Below are 24,883 nucleotides of genomic sequence, written 5' to 3'. Positions count from 1 at the left end.
CCCATTTATAACTTGTCGCCCGGGTGAACACCCAAGATGGGTCCGGGTTGGATATCGTGAACGCAAAACAAAGGAACGACCATGAGTGACCTCCAGAAACTCTTCGCATCATCGCGCCGCAAAATGAGCGGTGCTTCGTCCACCGTCCGTGGCAACCTGGTACTGAAGGCAAAAGAATTCAAAGCTGACACCGTTGTCGGCGAAGTGGTATCCGGTCCCGCCGCAGGCACCGAGATCGAAGTGAAGTATTCCGGCACTCTGGGCCAGAAAGACTACACCAAGAAGCGCGGCAAATCCGAAGTGAACATCGAAAACGGTGGCACACTGCGGATCGAGAACGTCCAGGAAGGCAAAGACGGCGTCTACGACAGCCGCTGGATGATCACCTTCAACGGCAATCCGAAGGTCGACCAGCACCACATCATCCCTGATGTTGTCTGCAACTACGTCGACAATGGCCGCCGCGACAACGAAGGTCGTCCGAAGCTGAAAGTGAACCAGCTGGTGATGGATGCTGAAAAGCACGTGACCACCGTCGAAGATCTCCAGGCCGCGATCGAAGCTGGCTTTGCTGCTGAAGGCGCCGTGACCCTCTTCGGTCAGGACGACGAAGGCAACGTGATCCAGGCTCCGTTCTTCCGCTCCGGCGCTATGGTTGATGGCAAATGGACTGCAAACGACGCAGCCGAGCGCGCCGCAGAAACCATCGCATCCTTCGGTGACGGTATCGCACAGGTCGAAGAAGTCCTGCAGAAGGGCGGCTTCTCGGTCGTTCCGACACGCGGCTACTCCGTGGGTCCTGTGACTGCCGAAATGCTGGAAACTTCCATGAAGGAAGCTGAAGAGAAGGGCGTCCGCGCTCGCATCAGCACCATCGACCCCCAGAACTGGGCTTGCCCGACCATCGGCATGCGCCTTCAGCGCGCCTTGAACCTGACTGGCGACGATGCTCTGCCGTCGGACACTGGTGCGAAATTGGCGGAAGGCTTCAAAGCCTACGCTGACAAATCCGAAGCTGCGACCTTTGAATCCAAAGGCTGGCGCGGTCTGTCGGACGACACCCTGAAGAAGTTCTTCAACACTGCCGGTGTCGAGCTGCGCGAGCACCCCGCCACAGGTTGGTCGACCATGACCCTCCTCGAGGATCGCATGGAAGGCATGGAGCGCGGCTTCGTGATCAAGGGCTTCCAGCAGCTGCCGACATCGCCGTACCCGGCTGTTGAGGCCTGTGCCGAAGCGCGCAGCGCCTACTACACCGAGATGACTGAAGCATGTGAGGCCGCTGTTGCTGGTCTGCGCGCTGAAGCCGGTGCTGGCAAGAAAGTCGAAGCGAAGGCCGAGGCCGAAGCTCCGAAAGACACGCTGGAAGCTGACGAGGGTGACGCACTCGACGATCTGCTCGGTTCGGTCGAAGACGACGAGATGAACCTCGAGGGCTAATCTCGATACATTGCGAAAAATATGAAAAGGGCCGGATTCATCCGGCCCTTTTCTTTTTGCACCCCCCGCAGTTGCTGCCTCACCGAACACTCATATTGAGCCGTTTGGCTGCTCAGATATCCGTCAGTTGAACCTGTCTATGACAAATTTTTTCCCCTTGGGAACGATCGTATCCAAGCCGACCTCATCTTCTTCCCATCCGTTGAGCTCCAGTATTTCTGAGAAAGTGCTCAGAGGATAGACTTCGAGAAAGTCGCGCATACGGTAGGTCTTGGTGACATGAGGCTGAAGCACACCGCATTGTAATATATCATCCGCATTCTTATCAGCCTCGCATAGCGCGTGAGATCGGTCGAAAGGGCCTGCAAAAGCAGTTGCCCCCGAAGCCAGGGTGATGCCCAGGATGCAGGTGATGCGCGCGAGTTTGGTCATAGCTGATCTAGTCCGTTTCCGTTGAACCCTAAGGCTCCTGTGATGCGTGGGGGCAAAATCTAGCCTCCGATAAAAACGTGGTAGAAGAATGCCAGAAAGCCAATAAAAAGGCCGATTCCGATGGCTGCCCCAATCAACATGGCGCCAAAGTACAACCCCACGCCAATGACACCCAGCACGCCAGGTGCCACAAGAACGAATTCTCCCGCAGAAGAGGGGCCACCAGAGTTCATGACGCTGATGACCCAGCCAAGGTAAGTCAAACCGGCGATGGCGAAGACAACCAGCATCGCGACATCTGATGAGCCAGTTGGAACTCCCGGGGAACTGCCACCCGACGTGCCGCTCCGTAGAGCAGTGCGGGTAGGGGAGTTCGTTGTTTTCGGGTGTCGTTGCACTGGATCAGGCTGCGTCTTGGTTTGCGGACCATATTTTCTGCGGTCCCTTTCGCCCGCGGCGCGGCCCGCTTCTTCCGCGGGGTGCGGTGAAAAGAAGAGGCGTTCTGCAACATATTTCAGGGGGTCTCGCCCACCATTCCGGGCTTCATCATAGGCCTGCTTGTACAGTTTGTTGTCATCGCGGTTCTTGCTGTCGCTCATCGATCATCCCCATGCCGATGTGGAAACACAGCCTCTGCATAGCACAGATTTGGCATTTTAGGGCAGCTTTAGGAAAGGTTTGGTTCGCAGATATCTTCCCGGATGTACTTGGATTTTTCGCAAGGTTGGCAGAGATTGTAGGTAAGAGAAACATTCGTTGAAAATACGGGCTACACGGGGACTACAAAGTCATGGCTGACAATTCCGAAACAAAAGATACACCGGTTCAAATGGTCTCCTGGGTCACTTTCCCCAAAAAGCAGGCCCTGCTGAAGCGCCTCATCGACGACAAGGGTAACCCTGGCCTGATCCTGCGCGTGGCAGAGAACGAAGACGGCGCTGAGGTTGCGAAAAAGGCCCAAGAATCAGGCTTCAAGATGCGCAGCAGCGGCAACATGCTGACCATGATCTTTGAGCGCGGCAAGCCGATCCCCTTCAAGACATCCCACATTGCCGAGATGGTAGGCGGCGAACTCTCCCGCATGCCGCGCGAGCGCCTGATGTCGAGCGACATGATCATCAACCTTTTCAAGCGGGCGCCCCGTACCGCGGAAGCAACCAGTGAGACTGAAGAGCCGAAGGCAGATGATGCGCCTAAGGCCATCGTGCCAGATCCCGACACTGTGGAGGTCATCGGCCTCAACATGCGTGGCGAGGAAGTCGTCCGTGACAGCCAAGGTCGCTTTATCCGCGTCACCGATGCGGAAGGCGCGACCAGCTTCATGCATGAAATCGAGGGGGGGCGTCCTGCGCTCTTCCTGCGCGCCCGGAAAGCGGAAGACCTCAATGGTGTTGCCGCCGGCATCGTGCGCATGGCGCGCAAGGGCACCTTGCACCGCCGTGATTTCGATCGCGTTCTGAATGCCGCTCTTGAGGAAGGCCCGGCAGGGAAGATCGTCATTGATCAAGAAGAAGCTTTCGACCTGCTGCGCGAACAGATCCTGCGTCAGATCACAGCCTTGGCGATCGAGGGTGACAACGAGCGCTCCGCCTTCATTCAGGCTCTACGGATCTCGGCCAACACCAGCTTCGTCATCTCCCGCTCGACCGAGAAGGGCGAAGATCTTCGCCCCGGCATTTCCCTTCTGTCCTTGATCCGCCGCCAAGCGCGCGGCCATGACAGTGTTGATTTCCGCGGTGATCGTGATCTGGGTGTCGCTTTGCCGCGCCTCAGTGCATCGGACGCCAGTCTTCAGGTTCAGGATTTCTCTGAAGTCTCTGAGGCCGGCATGACGGACTATGCGATGAACGTGCTGTCGCGCCGCCCGGCGGAAGGCAACTCGATCTTCATCGTTCCTGCGGATATCGACGAAGACAACTTCGAACGCCTGCGCTCCGAGATCGGCCGTGCTTACGGCCTTGAAGCTGTAGCTGAAGTCGCCCCCGGCGTTGCCGATGGTGTGCGCGACGGTCGCGAAGTGAAGATGTTCTTTGTGGGCGATCGCCGTCCAGAAGCTCTAGATGCGCTGCCCCAGGCCGCCCTGCGCTCGATCACCGTGGCCACAGACGACGATCTCGTCTCGCTGGAACGTGAGATCACCCGCTCGCGCGGCAAGATCCGTGAGTTCAACCGCGGCGAAGTGGCTGTGAGTGATGCCGCAAAGGCCGAAGATGATCGCGCAGAGAACACCCGTCAACGCCCCTACCAGCCGCTGAGCCGGGTGGGCGAGCCCTTCACCATGATTCCGCGCGCCCTTGAGGGTGCCACAGCGAAAGCTCTGAACCGCTGCTTCCGTGATGCAGAGCCTTATGGTGGGATTGACGCGATGGTTGCCCAGGCCCTTGGCCGCTCGGTGGCAGACCTTGGCGAAATTCTCACCCCTGAACAGGTCGACGCTGTTGCCCTGCGTATGAATGCAGCAGAGCGTGGCCGCGGCTTCCTCGAGGCTGACCAGACAGGTGTCGGCAAAGGCCGCACCATGTCAGCGATCATGAAGACACACCTGCGTGCGAAAACTGAAAACCGCTGCCTCTATGTGACCGAGTCCGCGGCAATTAACGTGCCCGATGTTCTGCGCGACACCAAGGCTGTCGACGGCCTGAAGGAAGCACGCGTTCTGCTGCTGACCTCTGGCTCCGAGTTCGTCGATGTCACCGTGGATGCGGTGACCGGCGAAGAGATCCGCCGCGAGATGGTCTCCCTCAAGCCCAAGCAGCGCCGTGAGCTCTTTGAACGGGGTGTCTGGCCTGAAGGCTACAACCTGATCATCACCACCTATTCCCAGTTCAACGTCAAGGAAGACGCACCGCAAGCGGAATGGCTGGCCAATATCGCCAGCGACGACACGATGTTCATTCTCGATGAAGCGCATAACGCGCTGAACCCGCGCTCCAACACCGGGCGCAACTTCCGCAAGGCGATCAAACGTCTGAAGCCTGAAAATGTGGCCTTTGCTACAGGCACGCCCTCGCGCAACCCGCAGGGTATGGATCTCTATGAGCCGCTGCTGCCGCAAGGTGAGGGCTCCAATGTTGCCGGCATCCTCGAGAACATCGCCTCGGGCGGTGAGGTGGCTCAGGAAGCCTTCGCCACCATGCTGGCAGAAGATGGCGTGATGATCCGCCGGGACCACGATCTCTCGGCCACGGAATATGTGGTCAACCTGCCTGACGACCAAAAGATGCTGCAGTACCAGGACACGATGAACCGCTTCTCGCCCATCGTGGAAGGCATGATCGACGTCTCCACGCAGATCGGTGAAGTTGTCGGCCGCGCTCAGGCCGTACAGTTCCGTCAGATGGTCAACGCCGGTATGGATGAGCGCCAGGCGCGATCTGCTACCAATGAGCTGTCGCAGTATTCGCTGGCGATCGGCGGTCCGCTGTCGAACCTCGCGCGGATCATGATGAACGCCATCAAGGTGGATCAGGTTGTCGAGGCAGCCATTGCCGAGATGGACCAGGGGCGTAAGCCTTTGATCACCTTCCACTCGACCAATGCGGCTCTGCTCAATGAGATGAGCCGGGACGAAGATGGTAACCGTCTGACTGAGGAAGAACTGGCAGAACTGCCGGAGATGACCATTCGTGATCAGATCCGCCGGATCCACAATGGTCTCTACAAGATGAAGATCGACGGGGATACGTTGGATCCGCGCGCCAATAACTCGGACGCCATGCGTGCCTTCCGCAAGTTCTCGAAGGCCGCGCGTCACCGCAACGCCAACGGCCGCGGCGTTATCGCGGCGTCCCAGCGCCTGCAGGATGCCATTGCCAATATCGACGATGGCACCGAGCGTGACCGCATGGCGGCCCGAGCTGCGGAAATCGATGCGAAAATCGTGCCGCACACGCCTTTGCGCGACGTGGTAGAAGCCTACACCCGGCTTTCCAACACCAACTATTACGAAGAGGCTGTCTCCCAGCGCGCCATCGAAGATTATGAGGATGCCCTGAAGAGCATCACCGATGAGCTGGAAGAAGATCATCTGGCTGAGCTGGAAAGCATCATCATCACCTTCCGGGCCACCATTGACCCAGGTGAACGCCGCCAGCTCGTCGCGGACATCGGTGAAGCCTTCCGCCGGATCGAGCTTCCGCGTGTGATGAACGATGAGATCAAGGCTGACCTCACAGCCCTTGAGGCTGAGGTGGACGCTCTGGGCGGGGACCGCGAGCATTATGATGCGATCAACGCAGCCTTTGCGCGCATCGACGAGCTGATCAATGAGATCCCTGATCTGCCGGTTTCCCCGGTGGATGCATTGATCGAGCGCCTGGAGGCCAACAACATCCGCACCGGTGAGATTTCCGGGCGGACGCTGTGCTACCGCGAGAACCGCATTCAGAAGCGTGGCGGCCGGAACCGCAAAGAGATTGTCGACAGCTTCAACGGCGGCCATCTCGATGCCCTGCTTTACAACTCGGCGGGTGCCACCGGTGGGTCTTACCACGCCGGGGTCACCTTCGACGACCAGCGTCCGCGCTCGCTGATCGAATTCGAAGCGCCGATCGACATCATCAAATATGTTCAGGCGCAGGGCCGCGGAAACCGCTACGATCAGGTGGCTTCGCCCAAGGTGGTTTCGGTCATGACCGGCCTGACCCCAGAGATGCGTATCCTGCAGCAGCGTAATGGCAAGCTGCGTTCGCTCGGCGCTTCCGTTGATGGCAACCGCTCCCACCCGCTGCTGCTCGATGATGTGCCTGACCTCTTGAACCGGGTCGGGGATGAAGCCACACGCAACGTGTTGCTCTCCTCGCCAGCGCTGGCACGTCGCCTGGGCTTCCCGAAGTTCGCTGAAGAAGACGTGTTGAACGTGGCGGACGTCAACGGCGAGAATGACGAAGGCTCCGGTGTGGCGAAATCAGGTCTGGAAAGCCTGGCCAACAAGGTCCTGGCGCGTTCGATCATGCTGCCAGCCCATGAGCAGGACGATCTGATCCAGCGTATCCGCATGGAATTTGACGTGCTCATCGAAGAGCTGGAAAGCCGCAACGCCAACCCGCTGCGCCCCAAAGAATTCGGTGGCACCGTGGATATCCGCACCACCACCATCTTCTCGGGTCAAGAGCTTGAAGAGGGCGACCTGGACACATCCGTGTTCCTCTCCCCAGTCTATATGTCCACCGGCAACCACGATCTGGGTGAAGACCCGGTCGCGGCCGAGCGTCTGGTGACTATGGTCGAGCGGGCCATCACTATGCATGGCTCCGATGGTCTCAAGCCCTACGCGGATCGGATCAACCAGAACCTCGCGGGTCTGATGCGTCCGTATCTGCCGGGTGGTCATGAGATGGATGCCGCTCTGGCAAACCCGGAAGTGATCCCGGGCCGCTTTGCACGCGAGTACCATAAGATCACCGATCTGGCCTGGGTTCTGGAAAACCTGCAGCCGGGCGTGAGCCTGCGCTTCCCATCTGTGACAGACATGGACGGCTTCAAGGCACGGACCGTGGTCGATCTGGTCCCGCCAAAGGACCCGAGCCACTACGACATGCCCAGCGCCTATAAGATCAAGACGATCTGCCCGGGCGATAGCAAGCCTGAAACCATCGCTGTGTCGCGGATCATGTCCAATAAGATGGAAGACATCCGCTTCCGTCCGGGCATCTCCGACGGGTTCAACGATGCCTATCTGCGCGAGTTCTCTGAGGCCGCAAACCTGCGCCAGCAGATGCCGGTTCAGATCCTGGGTGGCAACATCCTTCAGGCGATCACTACGGCCAATGAGCACAGCCTCGGTACCGTTTCGCTCTACCGTGACACCCACGGCGCCGTTCACCGCGGGATCGTTGTTCATGATAGCAAAATCGACATGACAATGCTGCCGGTTGTTCTGCCCAATGCAGTGGTTGCCTCGGAGGTTGCCACGCAGTTCACCCGTGCCGCCGGTGACTTCGTACGGGGCGATGCGTCGAGCTACATGCGGATCTGGGGCTCGATGGAGGAAGATGCGCGCGGACCCGGTCCGCGTGACATGGCCGACATCATCATTCGTCTCACCGGGCGCAATGCTAAGATCGACATGCAGCCTCTGCGCCGCGGCAATGTGGAGTTCTATGAGTCCCGCCCGGGTCTTTATGAAGCAATCCACAACAAACCGTTCCCGGCGACCATTCCGACACGGGCTTTCCGCAAACCTGGTACGAACCACAAGTACCTGTCGGAGTTCAAAGTCGACACACCTGCCGGCCGCGACCGCCTCTACACCGTGCTGTCTCTTCTGGGGAACATCCCGATGATGACCGATGGCACGCACCGTGATCTGACCAACGAGACCATGGAGCTCATCAACCGCGATGGGCCCCGGGGTCTGGAGGGCGCAGACGGGCCAATCACCTACTTCTTCGAAGAAGGGGAGGAGGAAGCCGGTGAAACTTTCGACGTAGAGGTCGATGATGAGGAAACGGCCGAATGGGCCGGCGACCTTGAGGTAGAATTCTAATGGCCATCCGACTTGCACGCGACGTACAGACAGAGGAAGCCCGCGCTGCGGGCTACCTCTGGACCACCGAAGAAGATCCAACCTGGCTGCGGTATCAGGTTGACTTTACCAATGGGGCAATGCGGGGTTTTCATATCTCGAAATGCGAAGGGGCGATCCCCAAGGTCACGCCCTTCCTCTATGATTTTGCGCATATTGCGACTGCCGCTGAGTTTCACGAAACGGTCGCCATGGCGATTCTCGCAGACATCGGCAAAGAGAACCTGATCCGAGCTGGCGAAGAATATGGCGGAGATAAAACCGCCAATCAGGTCTCATCTTGGCAGGATTTCATGAGTGCCTTCGATGATGGACCGGCAAAAAAGGCCACCGATGATCTGATCTCGTCTCGCTTCATCACATATCCCAAAGACATGCCAATGCCGGGAGGCCTCGTACGCATCGGTGATCGCGGCGCGCTTTCCATGACACGCGGCCGCAACTTCAAGATCGGCGCGCGCATGTCAGGCTTCGAGGCTTATAAGATCGCCACGACTGCCCGCATGCCCAAGAAGCTGAAGATCGGCGATATGGGAGACCCGGATATCGCACAGGCGCAAGAAGCCCTGAAGCACGTTCAGCGCCCGAGCTCTCAGGCCGTAAACTGGTACGGCACGCGCAATACCAAGACTGCGAATATTCGAATGCAGGCGGCAAAATCCATGCCGATCCTTGCAGGCCTCATTGCCGATCGAATGTCGCTGTCGCGCGCGGTCGATGAGATGCAACCAATCCAGCCGATCCTGATCGAAACCACGGGCCTTGCGAAAGCTGGCGTCAAACGTATTGGCAAGCTGACAACCGCGGCGCCTGCCGGCCGCATCTTCGAGGCCGGTGAAAGGATCGAAGGGGAAGACGCGCTAGGTGTGAACCGCGCGCGCCACACGCAAATCTCCGGGTCTGTCCCGATCGATATGGCGCTGCGGTACCTGTCGCAATTGCCGCCTGACCGAACGCCGCAAGACGATGAGAGCTGGCTGAAGTTTAACGACATTCTGACAGCCATGGCGATCCCGCTGCATAACGCCACAGGCATTCCTGTTGCAGAGATCCTTGAAGCCTCGAAGGGCAATTGGGTCAAGTATCATGAGAGCCTGGCCCGTGGTGCGGATTTTAATCCCCAGGATTTTGACCGTCGGACCATGGCCCTGACCACAATCGATGCGATGGAGGCGATCGAGCATTTCAGCCGCACTGCAGTCCTGCCGCAGGCGCTGGCTTCGATCAAGGAGACAGAGCAGCCAGAGCCTATGGTCAGCCGGGAGTATGTCATCTCGGCCTTTGAATCGGCCACCAACCTGATCATCGGGAAGACGAAGAACGTGCCCTTGCTGATGATGGAGATCTCGCGGCGCTATGCTTCGCGTATCCCGGCGATGATGGAGATCGAGGGCAAGTCCATGCTTGCCTATACGAAAAACGCAACCGAGGGCTTCAAAAAGTACGGTGAAGACGGCTTCCCATTGATGACCCGTGAATTTGTGGCCTCCAATGGACTTGTGGTCCGCCCGCTGCCCACCGGCGCGTCACTCAGTCTGGAATCTGATCGCCTGAAGCACTGTGTGGGGAGCTACAAGTCCAGTGCGCGACGTGCTCAATGTCACATTTACTCTGTGCAGGATCAGGCGGGAGAGCACAGTTTCTCCACCGTTGAATTTGCCGGGATCGACGGCGACGACCCTATGGCGGCGGCAAACGCCCTGCGCACGGTGCAGCACCGGGCCGAATGCAACGCAACCCCGAGCGAGGACTGCAAAAAGGCGGTTAAGGAATTCGTCGCTGCGGTGAAATCTGGAGCCGTGCCGCTGAACCTTGAGGAGATCAGCATCTGGCGGGCGCATCTGATCGAGACAGGTCAGAACGCGCGCACCCATGTGACGCCAACAACGACATGGAAATCTGTCCTCGAGCTCGATTGGGAAGATGACGATGCACGTCTCGCCTATTGGCAAGAATGGGGTGAAGTGCTTGGCGGTCGCATCCAGAAGTCTCCCAACCCCGCGGTAATCTATACCGACAAAGGGGCGCAGGAGCTGGTCGGTGCCATGTCCCCGCGCGCGGCGGCCCTCATGATCGAAGCTTCGCGCCGCGAGCGTGCAGAGCGAGAAGCCGCAAAGGCGGCCGAGAAAGCCGCTGAGCTTGAAGAAGAACCGGATATGATGGGTTAATGGAGACCACAATGAGCGAAAAGACTTACATCGAACTGCAGGAAGGGGAGCGCGAGGTGCTGCACTCCGCGCTCGAGGTGCTGAGCCCGGATGATCCGGATGATGCTGAGCACCTTGAGGGGCTGACCCAGCGGATCCTGGACACCACGATGGAGCCGGGCACGGTCACCTTTGAGTTTTCCAAGAAGGATCTCGAACAGGGGATCGCGGCACTCGATATTCTGGACCCGGATGACTTTGATGTCCGCGAGATGGCAGATCTTCTGAACGATATTCTGCGTGTCGCTTATGACGATCTCAACACGGCATCCCCGGAAATCTAAGGTCGGATAGGGCAGCGTATTAAATTTTGGGACTCTGAAAAAATAATAGTTTCGCTTTTTCACAAGCCCTGGATACCTTGAAACATAGAAGAACGGCAAACTCGAAAAATGGAGAAAATCGATGGCTGACGACAAGAAAGACAAGAAGTCCAAGAACAAGAACATCCACACTTCCTACGTGGGTACCTTCAAAGCTGACAGCTTCAAGGTCGACGACAAAGGTGTTGCTTCCGCAACCTTCGTCACTGCCGGCCCTGATGGCGCGACAAGCGAAAAAGCTGTGAAAGGCTATAACGACAACGCCAAAACTCTGGAAGACGCCGTGAACGCCGGTGGCGAGCAGATCATCCGCGGCACCCTGCTGGGTGGTGGCAAAAACCCTCACATGGGCATCTATGCGACCGGTCCTGAGCAGATCGTCGGCGTGGCCACCAAAGTGCGTCACAACTTCGACAGCTACGAGAAAGACGGCAAGCAGCCTTACGTCAACGCATGGGTTGGCGTTGAGCGCGGCGACACCAAGATCTTCCGCGCCGTGGCCGCATTCGGCGACGACGCTCTGGCCCTGAAAGGCATCGAAGAGGGCGCCAAGATCGACGTTCCTGGCCGCGCCACACACGAGAAGCGCGAAGTCAAAGGCGAAGAGAAATGGGTCGAGATGTACCGCGTCGCAGGCGCCGGTAAGTTCGAGCCTGCGGCTGAGAAGTCCAAGGACGCCGAAGAGACACCTGCTCCTTAAGCAGCTCTCTTGCGAAAATGATAGAATTAAGCGCCTTTCGGGGCGCTTTTTTCATGCGCTGTCTACTGCTTCCCGTTCCAAACCTGCCTGGTTTTCATTCGCTCCTTCAAGCGGTACCAGCGGACCGCAACGTTAAGGAGACCAACAACATGTCCCCCACCATCATCTGGCTGTCTGTCATGACAATGACCTCTGACCTGGGAGATTTTGAGCCCATCATCACACCCTTCCAGGAAGAAGATGTTTGCAATGAGCAGACCAAAGAAGCAGCCGAAATCTTCGGCAGGCAGATGCAATCTGCACAAGCCGAATGGGAGATCCAATGGTCTTGTGAGTTCTTCCAGATGCCACCCGCGCAATACGGCTTCTGAGGCTGGGAACTCGATGGTCGGCCTACCGGGGCCTGAACATCACCACATTGCTTTCCCGCAGCTCCTGACGTGCCTTTGTGCTGCCGGACCGAGCCATGTCGACCAGGATCATCTCATCACCATCCTCATGTCGAAACTCGGCCAAGACATCCAGCATATGCGGAAAGCCCAAGGCCACTTCGGACATGCCGATGGCATCATAGGCGGTCTGCCCGACACCGGAGAAATACTGGATCGATCCGTGGCGGCGCAGCCGCTGCGGGAAGAGGGCGCAACAGATCAGACATTCATCCGCGACATCGCGCACCTTGCCCCCGCGGGGGTCCTCATCTGAGGCGTTGGCCAAGCGCCAGGTCAGAGCCTCTGCATCCATCGGTTGGACCATGAATTTGGCGAGGGTGGAGGAGAGATGAAACTCGAGGGTATGCGATAGAGGCACACCGCTGTCCTCAATACCGGCGAGGACGATCGTGCGCGCTGCGAAAAGAAGGCTATCCATATCAATAATCCTTGTATCCCGATCAGGTTTGCACGAAGTCACCCAGGCGAGAATACGGATTATCTCCAAGCTTCGGCTTTCTTGTGGAAAACCTTCCGAGGGTGGCGCTACCTCTTGAAGTGCGAACGGCAGCCTTTGATTTGCTCCTTCTCAGGCGCAACCATGCCGGCATAGGGGACCTCAACGTCCTGCTCGACCACGCCTGATTGCGCATTGGCAAAAATCTTGATCTTCATGCTGCCGGTGATCTGCATATGGATCACGCCGCGCTCGGTCTCTTTGGGCCCGATGATGAGCCGGTCTTGAACCGCGAGGACATCAACCTTGCGCCATCCATCCATCCCCATGACCATCGCGAAGACCTCACGTCCGGCCAGCCAATCATGGGCCAGATCGCTTTTGATGCTCAGGATCCTGTTGAAGGGGCGGGTCATGTCCATCAAGGGCATTGCAAGACTTGGTCCGACGCAGTCAAAGCGGATCACGTCCTCATTGCTGGGCGATCTGTAATGAAGCGTGGAGCCCGACCGACTGTCGTGTTGGGCCACCCAGCGGTGTTCTGCATCCGTTGTAGCGGGCTTGGCCCATGCAGCCCCTGGGCAGAGCGCAAGCATCAGACATAGACGGGCGACCCCTGTCATGAGGTACCATCTGCAAATGCAGCGACAACATCCATCGCGTCATGGATCCCCGAGACATCCCCGGTGGCCACACGGTAAAGCGCATCGCTCAGCGAGAGCTGAAAGCTGCCCCGAAGAACCTCTGTAATCCCTTCAATCTCAACGGTCTCGCCATTTCTGGTGAGGGTCATTTGATCCAGTGTTACTGAGCTGCTGCGCAGCTCAGGGGCGAGGGCGGGACCTTCGCTGACAATCGAGATGACCCCGATGTCCGTCGTACGGCCGTCTGGCGTTTCAAGCTGGAGGTCTGTCGCCTGGGCGATGGTGCGTAATGTGCAGGTTTCTTTGCCCGGCAGGATCTGGACGCGCGATTTGAAGCCTGCAATTTTCCCGACTTCAAAACCATCCATCGTGAATGTGACGCCTTCGCCCATCGCACTGACAGGCGCAGACATCAACGCGCAGACTTGCTGCATGCCCGACGGCGTGGCGCCGAGGAGGGCCTGACCAACCGGCATGTCCAGAGACGTCATACGCGTCAGGTCCTCTGCCAAAAAGAGGGCGAGGATCTCCAGTTCTACCAGGACATTATTGCTGGTGTTGAGCATGAGGTTCTCAAGGTAAACCTCTGGCATGGCCTCCGCGGGCTCAATCTGCATGGCGAGAGCCTGGACCAGCCAGGATTTCCCTGAGACCCTCGTGTGGTCAAAGCGCTCAACACCGCCATCCATGATCTCCCAGCCCACATCTGTGCTGAAACTCTCGATCAGAGTTGATGCGATCAGAGGTTCGAAGATCTCATCTGCAAGCGGAGGGTCTGCTGCCGCCGGGCAGGCCATGGCCAGAAAGCCGGCGGTCATCAATGTGGTGCGGCGCATGTGCATTCCTTTGGCACGTTCGGGTTTCCCATAATCTATCATAAAGGTGTCGCGAAAAACATGATTTCCATGCTAAATTCATGTTGAGAACCACGGTATTCATGAGGGCTACATGCGCATCCACAACAGCGCCAAAATTATCGACGGCCTTAAAGATGCCGCCCAGGAGGGCTTCAAGCGCAAGCCCCGTGGCCTCTGGTGGGCCGATGAGGATACTTGGGTAGATCTGTTGGTAGAGGGGGCCGCACCGGGCCTCAATGGCCGACAGGCCGGCGCCTACAGCTATCAAGTCGATCTGAAGCCCGGCTTCCGCCTGCTGCAGATGACCGACACGGAGGCTCTGCTCGATTTCTCTCGGAAGTATGGTCAACCGATGCCGCATGCGCGCGAGGGGTTCTTCTGGCAGCGCCCGGGCACGCGGGACCGCTATGATCCAGATCAGGATCCCAAGATGCCCGGCCGCGCCCGGGCCTTCCTGATCGACTGGCCCGAGGTGGCGCGGAGCTGGGATGGCATCGAGATCCCGGATCTGCTCAGCGAGACCTCGAGACCGCGAATGGATTGGTTGGATACGGATTGGGGCGTCGGCTCGGGATGCGCCTGGCGGACTGAATATCTGGAGATCAGCTTGATTGAGCCGGCGCCATGGTTTGAGCCGTGACCGAGCTTTGAAGGATCAAGCTGCCACGGTCTGCACGGTTTCGGCGCACAGTCCGCTGGCACATCTCGATGGCATGGATCACCTGCGCGTCTGGAAGTTCGTCCGCAGTACACTTAAACACGTTCTCGAACTGCTTGCACTGGGTGACAGTACATTCATCCAAAAGACCCTTAAGCTGGCGCCGTAGCGCGTCCTTCATGATCTCTTCCGGTGTCGACATGATGTCCATGATCATTCTTTCGTCACTGCTTTACTTTCCGGAATATCGCCCGGCTTCATGTTCACGGTTCTGACCTTCATGTTCATTTCTGACTGTCTCCATTATTCGCAATAGATACCGATGTGATCCTAAACGCATCAGGGTGCTATATTCTTAGTTCAGGACGGCGGTTCCCATGATTTTGCCTCGAATATCCTCCAGGCGTGCAAGGCCTTCATTAAAAGCCAAATAATCGTTTGTCTTGCCCTCGTTCATGGCTTTCTTTTTGATGTTTTCGAACTCGTGGATCAGGCGATCGCAGCTTTCCACCACCGAGGCCGCATTTGGTCTTTCCCCGGTTGCATACAGCACAAACTCGGTTGTGAAGGAGCTGAATTTTGCCGTAATGGAGGAGTATTCGCTCATGGTATCGAGTGCAGCTTTTGCTGTCGCGCCTTTGCCCTCCAATTTACCGGCGTACGCATGGATACAAACAATCAGTCGGCCTGTGACTGAGATGAGATTGGCAAGGTCGGTTGAGAGGTCGACTTTCATGAGGACTCCAGGGTGTCGTATTTCGCAGTACGTCCCGCCCTTTGCGGGCCGGACCAGGCGATCTGCGCCTTCAATCTGCGGTTTTCTTTGCGTGGGTGAGGCTCGTGATATCGGGAGTGTTGAAAATCATGGTCGCCTTGAATTTCTCACTCACCCCATCTTCGTGTGCCTTAGCTTCGAAAAGTTCAATCTTGTCGGTGATGAAGAGGAGGAATGCGCCTGTGCCGAGGGCGATGAGGATCACCACTAAGGCTGCCAGGATACTTTCTTCACCTGCGAAGGCTATGTGAGCCGCGACCGCGAAGGGCGCAGATCCGATCGCGTAGAGAAAACCTAAAGCGCTCATGAAACAGACTTTTTCACAGGTCGTGAAAACGGTTTTTTCGACTGGCTTGCTGATGATGGGCAGGATGTCGATCGTTGGCAGGCGTGCCCAGATCAAGGGACCTTTCAGCATAACATCCTGCGTCGCATGCAACTTAACGGGCGCCACTTCGCCCTCATCCTTCGTGTCATAAACACAAAAAGTCGATCCGGATGCCACCTTGATGGTCTCATCTTCACCCAGGACCTCGATGGCAGTCTGGTCATCAATCTCGACTTTGTCGTCCAGAACCATGAACTGACCCGCAACACTTGAGGCGGTCGGGCTGGTGATCTTCTTAATGTCCAGGGCGGTGATTTTGCGCTTTGCGGTGGTCTTGGTCATTTTGCCATCCAATAGTTCGTTCGACAGAACAATATGCGCCCATTTTCGGGGTGCAATGTGCGTTGCGAAAATATTCCTGCGCACCCGTGTAGTGGCAATGATTGGCACAGAGATCGTGAATGCAGCAGCGGGATGACATGTCGCTCATCTACACATAGCATGGTCCATGAAGGGCATTGCCATGACCAACTATGATGCCCTCCGGGCAGCTCTACTAAGCGACAGACAACCGGCGATCGTGGGCGACCAGTTCATGGGGTCGACGCGGCAGCTGCTCGCCTGCGTCGCAGCCCTGCGCGTTCGGGATGTGGCTGAACCGATCCATGGGGGAGAGGATGCGCCAGATGAGGCGATCGTCACCTGGACGGGTGGCACCTGCACATTGGGCGAAGCGGCGCGGCTTTCACCTTCATGGGTGACCTCTTTCGCGGAGCGGATGTCGCACCAGATTGCTTCAGACATACCACGCTATCAGGCGGCTCTTCGGGACCATGATCGCGGGGCAGGGGTGGAAGTCCAGACGATGCTGCTGTGTTGCGGAAAATGGGTGCTGCCCATTGCCACGGAAGAAGCGATTGCGCGCGAGATAGAGCGGGCGAAGGCGGCCTCCTTCAGGCCCTCAGGATCGTTGCGCCCACCCAAAGAGCGGCTGGAGAAGTTCAGGATCGCAGGGCCCTATATTTCTGAGTTCCTCAATCCTTGGACGCAAGGGAGCCTGGGGCCAGTGCAAGCCTTCGAGACCGGTGAGATGGTTACGTTCAGCACCCGTGAAGCGGTCTTTCCGTGGTCCTTTTTGAGTCATTTGGGCAACTACGACATGATGCGGTTCAACATCGGCCTCTCGGATGCGATCTACCGCGGCCTCCGAGCCATCGACAGAGCCAGAGACTGGGACGAGGTGGAAAGGAGTCTGAACTTGCAACTTTAAAGTTTGCGAATATCTATGAGATGAGGGCAATAGTAAAATGATTCAGGGATGGGTGTAGTGGAAACTGTTGATGGTCTGCGTCTGGGGCGCTTGAGAGACATTCTGGCAGAACCTGTAGAAACTGTCGCATTGGCCAAGATTAGCTTTTCTGCCGCGGTCCTGCTCGGCCGGCCATGGTCGACGTTTGTCCTTCGAAGTGGCACGCGCTTTTATGACCGCTTCCCCGCTCCCGGAACAGATCAAGGCAATTGTCTTGAAGACCTCGCAGGGGTTTTGGGAATATCGCAGGACGATGCACAACGGGCACTGGCTTTGGCGAGCATGTCGGTCTTGTTCCAAACGCCTGAAGAAACCGAGCGATACGCGGATACGGTTCACTTCAATTTCCTTCATCCTATGAAGGGCGCCACGGATCTCGAAAAACTCAGAGAAACGATCCGAAATCTGGCAACTGACCCACCACCGCTGACCGGCCATGGACGCTACCGCCTAAGTGGGACCATGCATGAGCCTGCGGCGTCGAACTTATTCCTCCAGTTGGGAGATACTGAGGCAACTGCCGATCTCTTTCTTGCGCTGATCAACAAACTCAGCCCCGGTACTGAGACCTCAGACACCGTCTGTGTTGCGCTAGGGGATGTTCCAAAGGCTTTGGATCTACAGGAGGTTCCGGGCGGCATCCCCGAGACCCTGCTTCTAGCCGCCGCATATCAGGCCGGCGCGGAGCTAGTGCAGCTCATCGATGGGCGGGTGGGGGTCAACTTGCCGGCATCCGCAAAAATTGGTGGCGCGCTCCCATCTGAAGCGGCGGTCAGCCCTTACCTCGGGGATGCTACTGTAATTCTGCCAGACCTGTCCGAAATGATTACGGCCAGCTCCCCTTTGATCCACCACAAACGTTTTCAGAATATAGCGGATGGTCATGAATCCGAAGGACGGCCAGGTAACTGGGTAGAGGAAACGCGCGCCTATGTGATCGATCCACCTTTTATGGCATCCGAGGAGCTCTTAGAAATCAAAGGTCCCGGATCTTCGCCGGTCCCCGTAAAGGCTTTCGCGTCCCGCGAAGCAACGGGAGCGGTCACCATCGGCAAGCTACATTTCAGTCCGGAGACTGAGCAGCTTGCGGCTCTCCTCAAAGCTGGACGCGATTTGCCGGATAGTATACGAGACGGCCTCGGGGAAATGGCGTGTGAAGAAGAATTGCTGCGCCGTTTCTGGTTGGCAGAAGAAGCCTCGACCAGCGACAGCCACAGTTTTGCGCAGCAAAGATTCATCCCTTACAGCTCTCATATGCCTGGAGACGGGCCCTGGCAGGCCGCGCAAATCTTGATAGATGGCGGGGCACGGTTGCTGCGCAGCCGGGTTGTGGTGATCCGAGATTCCAGAGGCGACGATATTATCTATGGTGATATGTTCGAGGGCGTCGACCTGGATGCACCAAGCAAAGACGTCTCAGACTTCCTGCAGCAACGTCGTGGCCAGGTCGGACTTCCTCTGGTTTCGCTTTGGAGCGATCTGCGCCATCTCGATCTACTGCCAGCAGAAGTACGAAAGATCTCGCGCAACTATGGCTCGGGACGCATCCCAAAGTTCGAAGTGGACGGCTTCCTTTTCCATATCGAGAACAAGACGCTTCGTGAGCAGATCGAACAGATGATCAATACAGAGTGTCGTGGAATTGTCTGGTCACAAAGCTTCTTTGGGCATGAAGGTGATGCACATGACCCATTTGAGGCGTCGCCTTTCGGGGAGTGCCGGACTGAGGACGCCGAGCGGGATACATGGCGCCGGGACGGCCATGCGCGGCCTTATCAGATCATCGATCTGCTGGCGCTGGAGTTCCGCAATCCGGAGGCTGCTTTAGCAAGTCATTATGAGAGCATGAGACAGGCGTTCTCGAATATCCGATTTTAACCACCGGACTTTCAGCAGGCGTGTAGGCGCGCGCAATTATCGATCAAGATCACTCTCCAGCCTGCATATGCGCTCTACGCCTCATCCCCAGGCATGGCGACCGAAGCTCCACCGCGGCTCGAAGGGGTCCACCCTCACATCCCGCTCCGGCCCTGGCAGCCGGTTCAGCTGCTCTTGAACTGCCTGCGCGTTTTCCATGTCCTCGATCCAGACGTCCGTGATCCATTCGGCCGGGATCTTCTGCATGACCTGAACTTCCGCATCGGAGAAGGTGGTCAGATTGGCTGGCAGGCCAAGCTTTTCGCGGTACCCTTCACCATCCATCCAGCCGCAGGGGTCGAGATCCTCGAACATCCGGTCAAATGCGTATCCGTTGTTCTTTCTCTTCTGGCAAAACTTCATCTCTTTCGTCAGCGCATTGCGGGGATAGAAATTGCATTCCAGCTCCCAGAGCAGCCGCGGCTCAAGCGTCAGAATGGCCCAGGTGCCGCCTTCGGCACGCCGCTTGCTTTCGAACATTTTGGGATAGAAGCTCTCGATCGTCACAGAGATAGAGTCATCGCACAGGCGGTCCGGGCCGCTTCCATAGACCAGTTCGTCGAGCTTATCGCATTCGTTATAGGACATCAGCCCATAGGTGATGATGTGCGGCAGGTTCTCGATCTGCGTGAAGTGCAGGACATTGTTAATGCCGCGGGATTGAACACTCCTGCGGATGTGGTCCTCGATGATCTCGTGGTACTTCATCGGGTTATCGATACCTCCGAAACCGCTGTTGCGAAAATGGTGATCGGTTAAAAAATAACAATGACCATCTCTTCCAATAGTTGTTTTGTTGCACCATATTCTATTTCAGGCAATGCTGGATTCTTTAGCAAGGTAAGCAATTTCAATGCGCATCTTACACACGGCAGACTGGCATATTGGTCAGACATTGAACGGCTGGACGCGCGAAGCCGAACATGTGCAATGGCTCGAAAATCTCTGTGATGTCCTCGTGGAGCAAGAGATCGACGTGATGATTGTCGCAGGGGATGTCTATGACGGCATTAACCCTTCGGGCGAGTCCCAGCGCATCCTCTACCGTGCGCTGCGCCGCTGCAAGGAGCGCCGGCCTAATCTCACCATCATCAAGACTTCTGGCAACCATGATCCTGCCGGGCGTCTGGAAGCGCCCAGCCCCATTCTTGAGAGCCTCGATGTCCATGTGGTGGCCACGGTGCGCCGCAACGGGGATGAGATCGATGTCGCCCAGCACATGATCCCGTTGCCCGGGCGTGATGGTGAAGCAGTGGCCTGGGTCTGCGCCATTCCCTTTCTGCGCGCCGCCGATCTGCCAGGGCTGAGCTTTGCTGCAAACGAAGGCCGTGGCTCGCCCATCGTCGAGGCCGCGCGCCGCTTTCATGTGGCCATGGCCCGCGGGGCGCGTGAGATTGCAGGCGATCTGCCGATCATCGCCATAGGGCATCTGCATTGCCATGGCGCATCGGAAAGCTCCAGCGAGGCGGGCAGTGCGGAGCGGCGCATCCTGATTGGCGGCGAGCATGCCTTGCCCGAAGATGTCTTCCCGGAAGCCTTCGACTATGTGGCGCTGGGCCACCTGCACCGGCCGCAAACCTTGGGCGGTGGGCGCATCCGCTATTCTGGTTCCTGCTTCCCGCTCTCGGCCGCCGAGATGACCTATGAGCACGGGGTGACGATCATCGATCTGGATGAGGATGGTCTACGTCATACGCATCACCCGATCGCGCGTCCGGCGCAGGTGCTCCGTCTTCCCGAGCCCGGCGCGGGCCCGATGAGCCTTGAGCTCTTCGAGGAAAAGCTCGGCGAGTTGGACCTCGATCCCGATCTGCCCAAAAGCCTCCAGCCTTTCATCTATGTGAGCCTGGAGGCCACGGGCCCTGCCTCGGTTTTGCTTGCGGAAGCCGAGAAGCTTCTCGACACCATGCCTCTGCGGACTGCCGGTCTGCGGGTCCGCCGCGTCTCCACCGAAGAGGAGCGGCCAGCACCGGTGTCCTTGCAGGACACAACGCCGGAAGAGCTGTTCCGGCAAGCCTTCATCAAGGCCAATGTCACCGAGCCTGAAGAACATCACATTGCGGCCTTCCGCGAAGCCATGGTTGGAGCCTGAACATGCAGATCCTGTGTATCCGAGGCGCCAATCTCGCCAGCCTTGCCGACAGCTTCGAGATCGACATGACCCAGGAGCCGCTGCGCTCGGCGGGCCTTTTCGCGATCACAGGCGAGACCGGATCGGGGAAGTCTACAATTCTCGACGCCCTGTGCCTCGCGCTTTACGGCAGCTGCCCACGTCTCTCAGACGCTGGGGTCAATGACGATGTCCCCGACGTCACCGGGGAGACCATAAAGTCCAGCGACCCGCGGGCGATCCTGCGCCGCGGCACCCATGAAGGCTTTGCCGAGGTCGATTTCCTCGCGGCCGACGGGTTCACCTACCGTGCCAAATGGACCGCGCGCCGCGCGCGTGGCCGTGCCGATGGAAAGCTGCAGTCCGTGGACCGTGTGCTGACGCGTCTCGATGACAATCTGATGCTGGAAAACCAGATAACCGCCGTCAAAGACCGGGTCACAGAGATCACCGGACTGACCTATGAGGAATGCCGGCGCACGGTGCTTCTGGCCCAGGGGGATTTCGACGCCTTTCTCAGTGCAAATACCGCCGATCGCGCCGCCCTTCTGGAGAAGGTCACCGGCACCGAGGTTTACCGAGAGATCTCCAAGCGCATCTATGTGCTCTATGAGGAAGCCAAGCAGAAGCTGTCTGAACTGGAAGGACGCCGCGGTGCCACACCGGTTCTTTCGGATGAAGAACGCGATGCCATGGCCGTGCAGACAGACACATTGGGCAAGGAAATCGCCGCGCTGACCCTCAAGCTGACTGAGCTCTCCGGCAAGATCAAGGCGCATGAGGCGCTTAATACCGCCAAGGCCCGGGTCGATGCGGCAGGATCCAAGCTTAAGGAGGCTGAGGCGGCCGTTGAGGCCGGTAAACCCCAACGGGAGGCTCTGGCGCGCCTTGAGGCAGCACTGACCCTTAGAAGCGAGTGCGAGCGCTCTGCGGCGGCTGACAAGGCTGTGGCCAAGCTGGAAGGTAGTGAGGCCGAGGCAGCGAAATCCTGCAGTGAATTGCAAGGCAAGCTCGATCAAGCCATTGAGGCACAGAATGCTGCTCAGGTAGATTTTGAAAAAGCCGAGACGACCTTCAAATCCTTCGGGCCCATCTGGACTGAAGCCGCGCATCTCGACAGCTTGAGCCAGGGCGCGCAGACCGAAGTCGCGACCGCCCGCAGCCGGCAGGGTGAGTCCTCTGGCAAGGTCACCGAGGCAACCACAGCACTTGACGCTTTGCGCGCCGGTCAGAAGACCGCGCAGGAAGGGGTGGAAGCTGCTCAAGCCGCAATGGATAAGGCGCCCGATACCTACCTTCTGGCGGATCGGTGGAGCAATATCGATGCTCAGATCGAGGAGCGCATTGCTCTGCGGCGCAAGCTTACCGAACATCAGAATGCCATCACCACGGATCAAGCAAAGCTCGAAGAGGCAAAGTCGCGCCTGACAAAGCTGAACCAGTCCAACGAAATCGACAAAAAGACCATCACGGAACTGGAAGAGGCGATCAAAGGGCTTTCGGACAGACTCGCGGCGATTGCTAAGGATGATCCGCAACTGCGGCTGCGCAAGCTTGGGGAAGGTGCATCGGCTGTGAAGGACATGCTGCGCGCCGCGCGGGCCCACCACACGGCCGAGACAAGTCACGCGGCCGCCAAAAAGATCCAGGTAGATCAGACCAAGGCGTCTCAGACCCATAAGGCCGCCCTTGAGGCCTCCGAGGTGGAGATCAAGCGGGCCGGAGCCGCGGCGGAGGCCTTGGCCGCACCGGTGGACCGCGCGGAGGCTGCGGTTTCCGATTTGGCCGTGAAGCTGCGCCAGCATCTTGAGCCCGGTGAGGATTGCCCGGTCTGCGGATCTAAAGAACATCCCATCCATGAGGATGATGCGCTGGCGGATCTCGCGCGCGACATGCGGGCGCGGCTTGAGGCGGAACGCAAGGCGCTCGATGAGGCGCGCCGGGCCGGTACGGCTGCAGCGCGTGGTATGGAAGCTGCCGATCTGGCAGTAAAACAAGCCGATAACAGCATGCAGACGGCTTTGAACGACATGCAGGCTGCAATTTCGGACTTTTCCGACGCCCATGCGGCCGCGGTGAATACAGGCATTACCAAGCTGCCCGAAGCGCCCGTCGGCGCGGTGGCGCCGCTTGAAGATCTTCAGACCCGCCTGACGGAACGACGCGGCCAGATCGAGGCTCTGCATCAGGAGCAGGTCGACCTGACAAAGAGCGTCGAGCAAAAGCGTACCCGAATGGCGACCCTGAGCAAGATTGTCGAAGATCGCCGCAATACGCGAGAGGCTGAACTGGCCGCCATGACCAAGATCGAGAGTGGCATGGCACTGGCGCAACAGAAAGTCAGCCACTCCGAGGAACGGATCGCCGCGATCGACACTGATATCGCCCCGGCACTCGCGGCCGTTTCGACCACACCGGCGGCGCTGGATACCGATGGCGCGACAAAACGTGAGAAGCTCAGCAAAGTCGTGATTTGGTGGAAGGCGCAAAAGGAGCGCCTCGAGACACATCAAAACACGCTGAAGCTCGCAGAGCCCAAGATTACCGCTGCAGAGGCCGAGCTGCGCGGCCTGCTAGGCAACCTTGAGACAGCCCAGAAAGCCCTCAACGACAGAACTGCGGCGCTGACCGCGCTGCAAGAAAAGCGCAGCACCCTACTGGGCGGCGAAGAGACCGACAGCCACCGGACGCGGCACAACAACTTGCGTCTGGCGGCCGGGCGCAAAAAAGAGGAGGCGGTCCAGCGGCGCGCGGATGTTCAAAGCGAGAAGACCGGTGCCGATGAACGCCTCAAGCTGATCCGGACAAACCTGGCGCCCGCGCGTGAGGAGCAGCGCGAAGCCACAGAGCAGCTGACCTTAAAGATGGCACCGCATGGCTTTGAGCGCCGCGAGCTTGCCGATCTCATCGCAAAAGGCCCCGAAGGGGCGGCCGCCATCAAGCAGCAGCTCAAAGCGGTAGATGACGCGCTGGGTGAGGCGAAATCGACCTTACAGAACCGCACGGCTGACTATGCTGAGCTCATGGAGAAAGGTGTGCCGGAAGAGGCGGAGGCAGATCTGCGCGCTTTGCTGGCAACAAGCGAGACCGAACGCGATGACAAGCGGGAAAGCATCGGTGCCATCACCGGACGCCTGCAGGCTGACAATGAAGTCCGTCTGCGCCTCAAAACCCTGCAGGCCGAGATCAAGGCTGCCAAGGGTGTTGCCGAGACCTGGGCTGCGGTCAATGAGGCCGTGGGCTCCCGGCAGGGGGGCAAATTCGCCCAGATCGCGCAGAGCGTCACGCTCTCGATTCTGGTTGAGCGCGCCAATGAGCATCTTTGCGACCTGAAGCCGCGCTACCAGCTGATGACAGGCGGCGATGATCTGGCCCTGCACATCGTGGATCAGGACATGGGGGATGAGGTGCGCTCGACCCGGTCGCTTTCAGGCGGCGAGCGCTTCCTCGTGTCGCTTGCCTTGGCGCTGGCTCTGTCCAGCATGGGCGGCCACGGTGGTCTTGCCACAACTTTGTTCATCGACGAAGGCTTCGGATCGCTTGATGCTGAAAGCCTGGATATCGCGATGGATGCACTGGAAGCCTTGCAGGCTCAGGGGCGCACGATTGGTGTGATCTCGCATGTCGAAGCCATGAAGGATCGCATTCCAGTTCAGGTTCGGGTGACCCGTCGCGGGGCCGGATCAAGCACGGTGGCATTGTCTACCGCTGCATAAAGCTACGACCCGAGGTCGCCGCATGTAATAAAGGCGATCTCCAGAGATTCTCA

General features: G+C 58.2%; 20 protein-coding genes. 11 read left to right on the top strand and 9 right to left on the bottom strand.

Annotated elements, in window-relative coordinates; genetic code table 11:
• The first annotated feature begins 81 nt into the window (after positions 1-81).
• Entirely contained in the window at positions 82-1,440 is a 1,359-nt protein-coding gene (locus ACGYLO_RS12645; protein WP_394376795.1) for a hypothetical protein, read from the top strand.
• Positions 1,441-1,563: 123 nt separating this feature from the next.
• Here the strand turns inward: ACGYLO_RS12645 and ACGYLO_RS12640 are convergent, their stop codons facing one another.
• Positions 1,564-1,872, bottom strand: coding sequence for a hypothetical protein (locus ACGYLO_RS12640; RefSeq protein WP_394376794.1), 309 nt, complete (start codon positions 1,870-1,872; stop codon positions 1,564-1,566).
• Positions 1,873-1,931: 59 nt separating this feature from the next.
• Positions 1,932-2,471, bottom strand: a complete 540-nt coding sequence (locus ACGYLO_RS12635; protein WP_394376793.1) for a hypothetical protein — start codon at positions 2,469-2,471, stop codon at positions 1,932-1,934.
• A 191-nt stretch (positions 2,472-2,662) separates the two neighbouring features.
• Here ACGYLO_RS12635 and ACGYLO_RS12630 point away from each other — a divergent pair, with 191 nt between their 5' ends.
• The 5 genes from ACGYLO_RS12630 (at position 2,663) to ACGYLO_RS12610 (ending at position 11,999) form a co-directional block, all read left to right on the top strand.
• Positions 2,663-8,359 (top strand): strawberry notch C-terminal domain-containing protein, encoded by a 5,697-nt coding sequence (locus ACGYLO_RS12630; protein ID WP_394376792.1) that lies wholly within the window; start codon positions 2,663-2,665, stop codon positions 8,357-8,359.
• Complete coding sequence (locus tag ACGYLO_RS12625; RefSeq protein WP_394376791.1) at positions 8,359-10,566, top strand: PcfJ domain-containing protein; 2,208 nt, start codon at positions 8,359-8,361, stop codon at positions 10,564-10,566. Before ACGYLO_RS12630 ends, ACGYLO_RS12625 begins: the two co-directional genes overlap by 1 nt.
• Positions 10,567-10,577: 11 nt before the next feature.
• Positions 10,578-10,889 (top strand): hypothetical protein, encoded by a 312-nt coding sequence (locus ACGYLO_RS12620; RefSeq protein ID WP_394376790.1) that lies wholly within the window; start codon positions 10,578-10,580, stop codon positions 10,887-10,889.
• Between the two features lie 121 nt (positions 10,890-11,010).
• Positions 11,011-11,628: a hypothetical protein gene (locus tag ACGYLO_RS12615; RefSeq protein ID WP_394376789.1), complete on the top strand. Its 618-nt coding sequence runs from the start codon at positions 11,011-11,013 to the stop codon at positions 11,626-11,628.
• 149 nt (positions 11,629-11,777) lie between these two features.
• Complete coding sequence (locus ACGYLO_RS12610) at positions 11,778-11,999, top strand: hypothetical protein (RefSeq protein WP_394376788.1); 222 nt, start codon at positions 11,778-11,780, stop codon at positions 11,997-11,999.
• A 22-nt stretch (positions 12,000-12,021) separates the two neighbouring features.
• On the opposite strand, the gene ACGYLO_RS12605 is transcribed toward ACGYLO_RS12610, so the two are convergent.
• The 3 genes from ACGYLO_RS12605 to ACGYLO_RS12595 form a co-directional block, all read right to left on the bottom strand.
• Positions 12,022-12,498 carry a hypothetical protein gene (locus ACGYLO_RS12605; protein WP_394376787.1) on the bottom strand — a complete coding sequence of 159 codons (477 nt, stop codon included), beginning with the start codon at positions 12,496-12,498 and terminating at the stop codon, positions 12,022-12,024.
• 107 nt (positions 12,499-12,605) lie between these two features.
• The gene (locus ACGYLO_RS12600; protein ID WP_394376786.1) at positions 12,606-12,983 is read right to left on the bottom strand and encodes a hypothetical protein; all 378 of its coding nucleotides are present in this window, start codon (positions 12,981-12,983) and stop codon (positions 12,606-12,608) included.
• Between the two features lie 152 nt (positions 12,984-13,135).
• Positions 13,136-13,996, bottom strand: a complete 861-nt coding sequence (locus ACGYLO_RS12595) for a hypothetical protein (RefSeq protein ID WP_394376785.1) — start codon at positions 13,994-13,996, stop codon at positions 13,136-13,138.
• A gap of 112 nt (positions 13,997-14,108) precedes the next feature.
• Between ACGYLO_RS12595 and ACGYLO_RS12590 the strand changes: the two genes are divergently transcribed.
• On the top strand, positions 14,109-14,657 hold the full coding sequence (locus tag ACGYLO_RS12590) for a hypothetical protein (protein WP_394376784.1): 549 nt from the start codon (positions 14,109-14,111) through the stop codon (positions 14,655-14,657).
• Here ACGYLO_RS12590 and ACGYLO_RS12585 read toward each other — a convergent pair.
• The 3 genes from ACGYLO_RS12585 to ACGYLO_RS12575 all read right to left on the bottom strand — a co-directional run bounded on the left by ACGYLO_RS12585 (position 14,620) and on the right by ACGYLO_RS12575 (position 16,120).
• The gene (locus tag ACGYLO_RS12585) at positions 14,620-14,886 is read right to left on the bottom strand and encodes a hypothetical protein (RefSeq protein ID WP_394376783.1); all 267 of its coding nucleotides are present in this window, start codon (positions 14,884-14,886) and stop codon (positions 14,620-14,622) included. The genes ACGYLO_RS12590 and ACGYLO_RS12585 overlap by 38 nt on opposite strands.
• Before the next feature lie 144 nt (positions 14,887-15,030).
• A complete protein-coding gene (locus tag ACGYLO_RS12580) occupies positions 15,031-15,411 on the bottom strand; it encodes a hypothetical protein (RefSeq protein ID WP_394376782.1) in 381 nt (126 codons plus the stop codon).
• A gap of 70 nt (positions 15,412-15,481) precedes the next feature.
• Positions 15,482-16,120 (bottom strand): hypothetical protein, encoded by a 639-nt coding sequence (locus tag ACGYLO_RS12575; protein ID WP_394376781.1) that lies wholly within the window; start codon positions 16,118-16,120, stop codon positions 15,482-15,484.
• Between the two features lie 181 nt (positions 16,121-16,301).
• Here ACGYLO_RS12575 and ACGYLO_RS12570 point away from each other — a divergent pair, with 181 nt between their 5' ends.
• A complete protein-coding gene (locus ACGYLO_RS12570) occupies positions 16,302-17,048 on the top strand; it encodes a hypothetical protein (RefSeq protein WP_394376780.1) in 747 nt (248 codons plus the stop codon).
• 57 nt (positions 17,049-17,105) lie between these two features.
• Positions 17,106-18,965, top strand: coding sequence for a hypothetical protein (locus ACGYLO_RS12565; RefSeq protein ID WP_394376779.1), 1,860 nt, complete (start codon positions 17,106-17,108; stop codon positions 18,963-18,965).
• 81 nt (positions 18,966-19,046) lie between these two features.
• On the opposite strand, the gene ACGYLO_RS12560 is transcribed toward ACGYLO_RS12565, so the two are convergent.
• On the bottom strand, positions 19,047-19,712 hold the full coding sequence (locus tag ACGYLO_RS12560) for a DarT ssDNA thymidine ADP-ribosyltransferase family protein (protein WP_394376778.1): 666 nt from the start codon (positions 19,710-19,712) through the stop codon (positions 19,047-19,049).
• 145 nt (positions 19,713-19,857) lie between these two features.
• On the opposite strand from ACGYLO_RS12560, the gene ACGYLO_RS12555 reads away from it, so the two are divergent.
• Positions 19,858-21,096, top strand: coding sequence for an exonuclease SbcCD subunit D (locus ACGYLO_RS12555; protein ID WP_394376777.1), 1,239 nt, complete (start codon positions 19,858-19,860; stop codon positions 21,094-21,096).
• A gap of 2 nt (positions 21,097-21,098) precedes the next feature.
• On the top strand, positions 21,099-24,830 hold the full coding sequence (locus tag ACGYLO_RS12550) for an AAA family ATPase (protein ID WP_394376776.1): 3,732 nt from the start codon (positions 21,099-21,101) through the stop codon (positions 24,828-24,830).
• Positions 24,831-24,883: the final 53 nt, after the last annotated feature.

The organism is Sulfitobacter sp. 1A13353, assembly GCF_043557255.1.
Classification (GTDB): Bacteria; Pseudomonadota; Alphaproteobacteria; order Rhodobacterales; family Rhodobacteraceae; genus Sulfitobacter; species Sulfitobacter faviae.
This window is presented reverse-complemented; position numbering and strand designations above follow the sequence as displayed.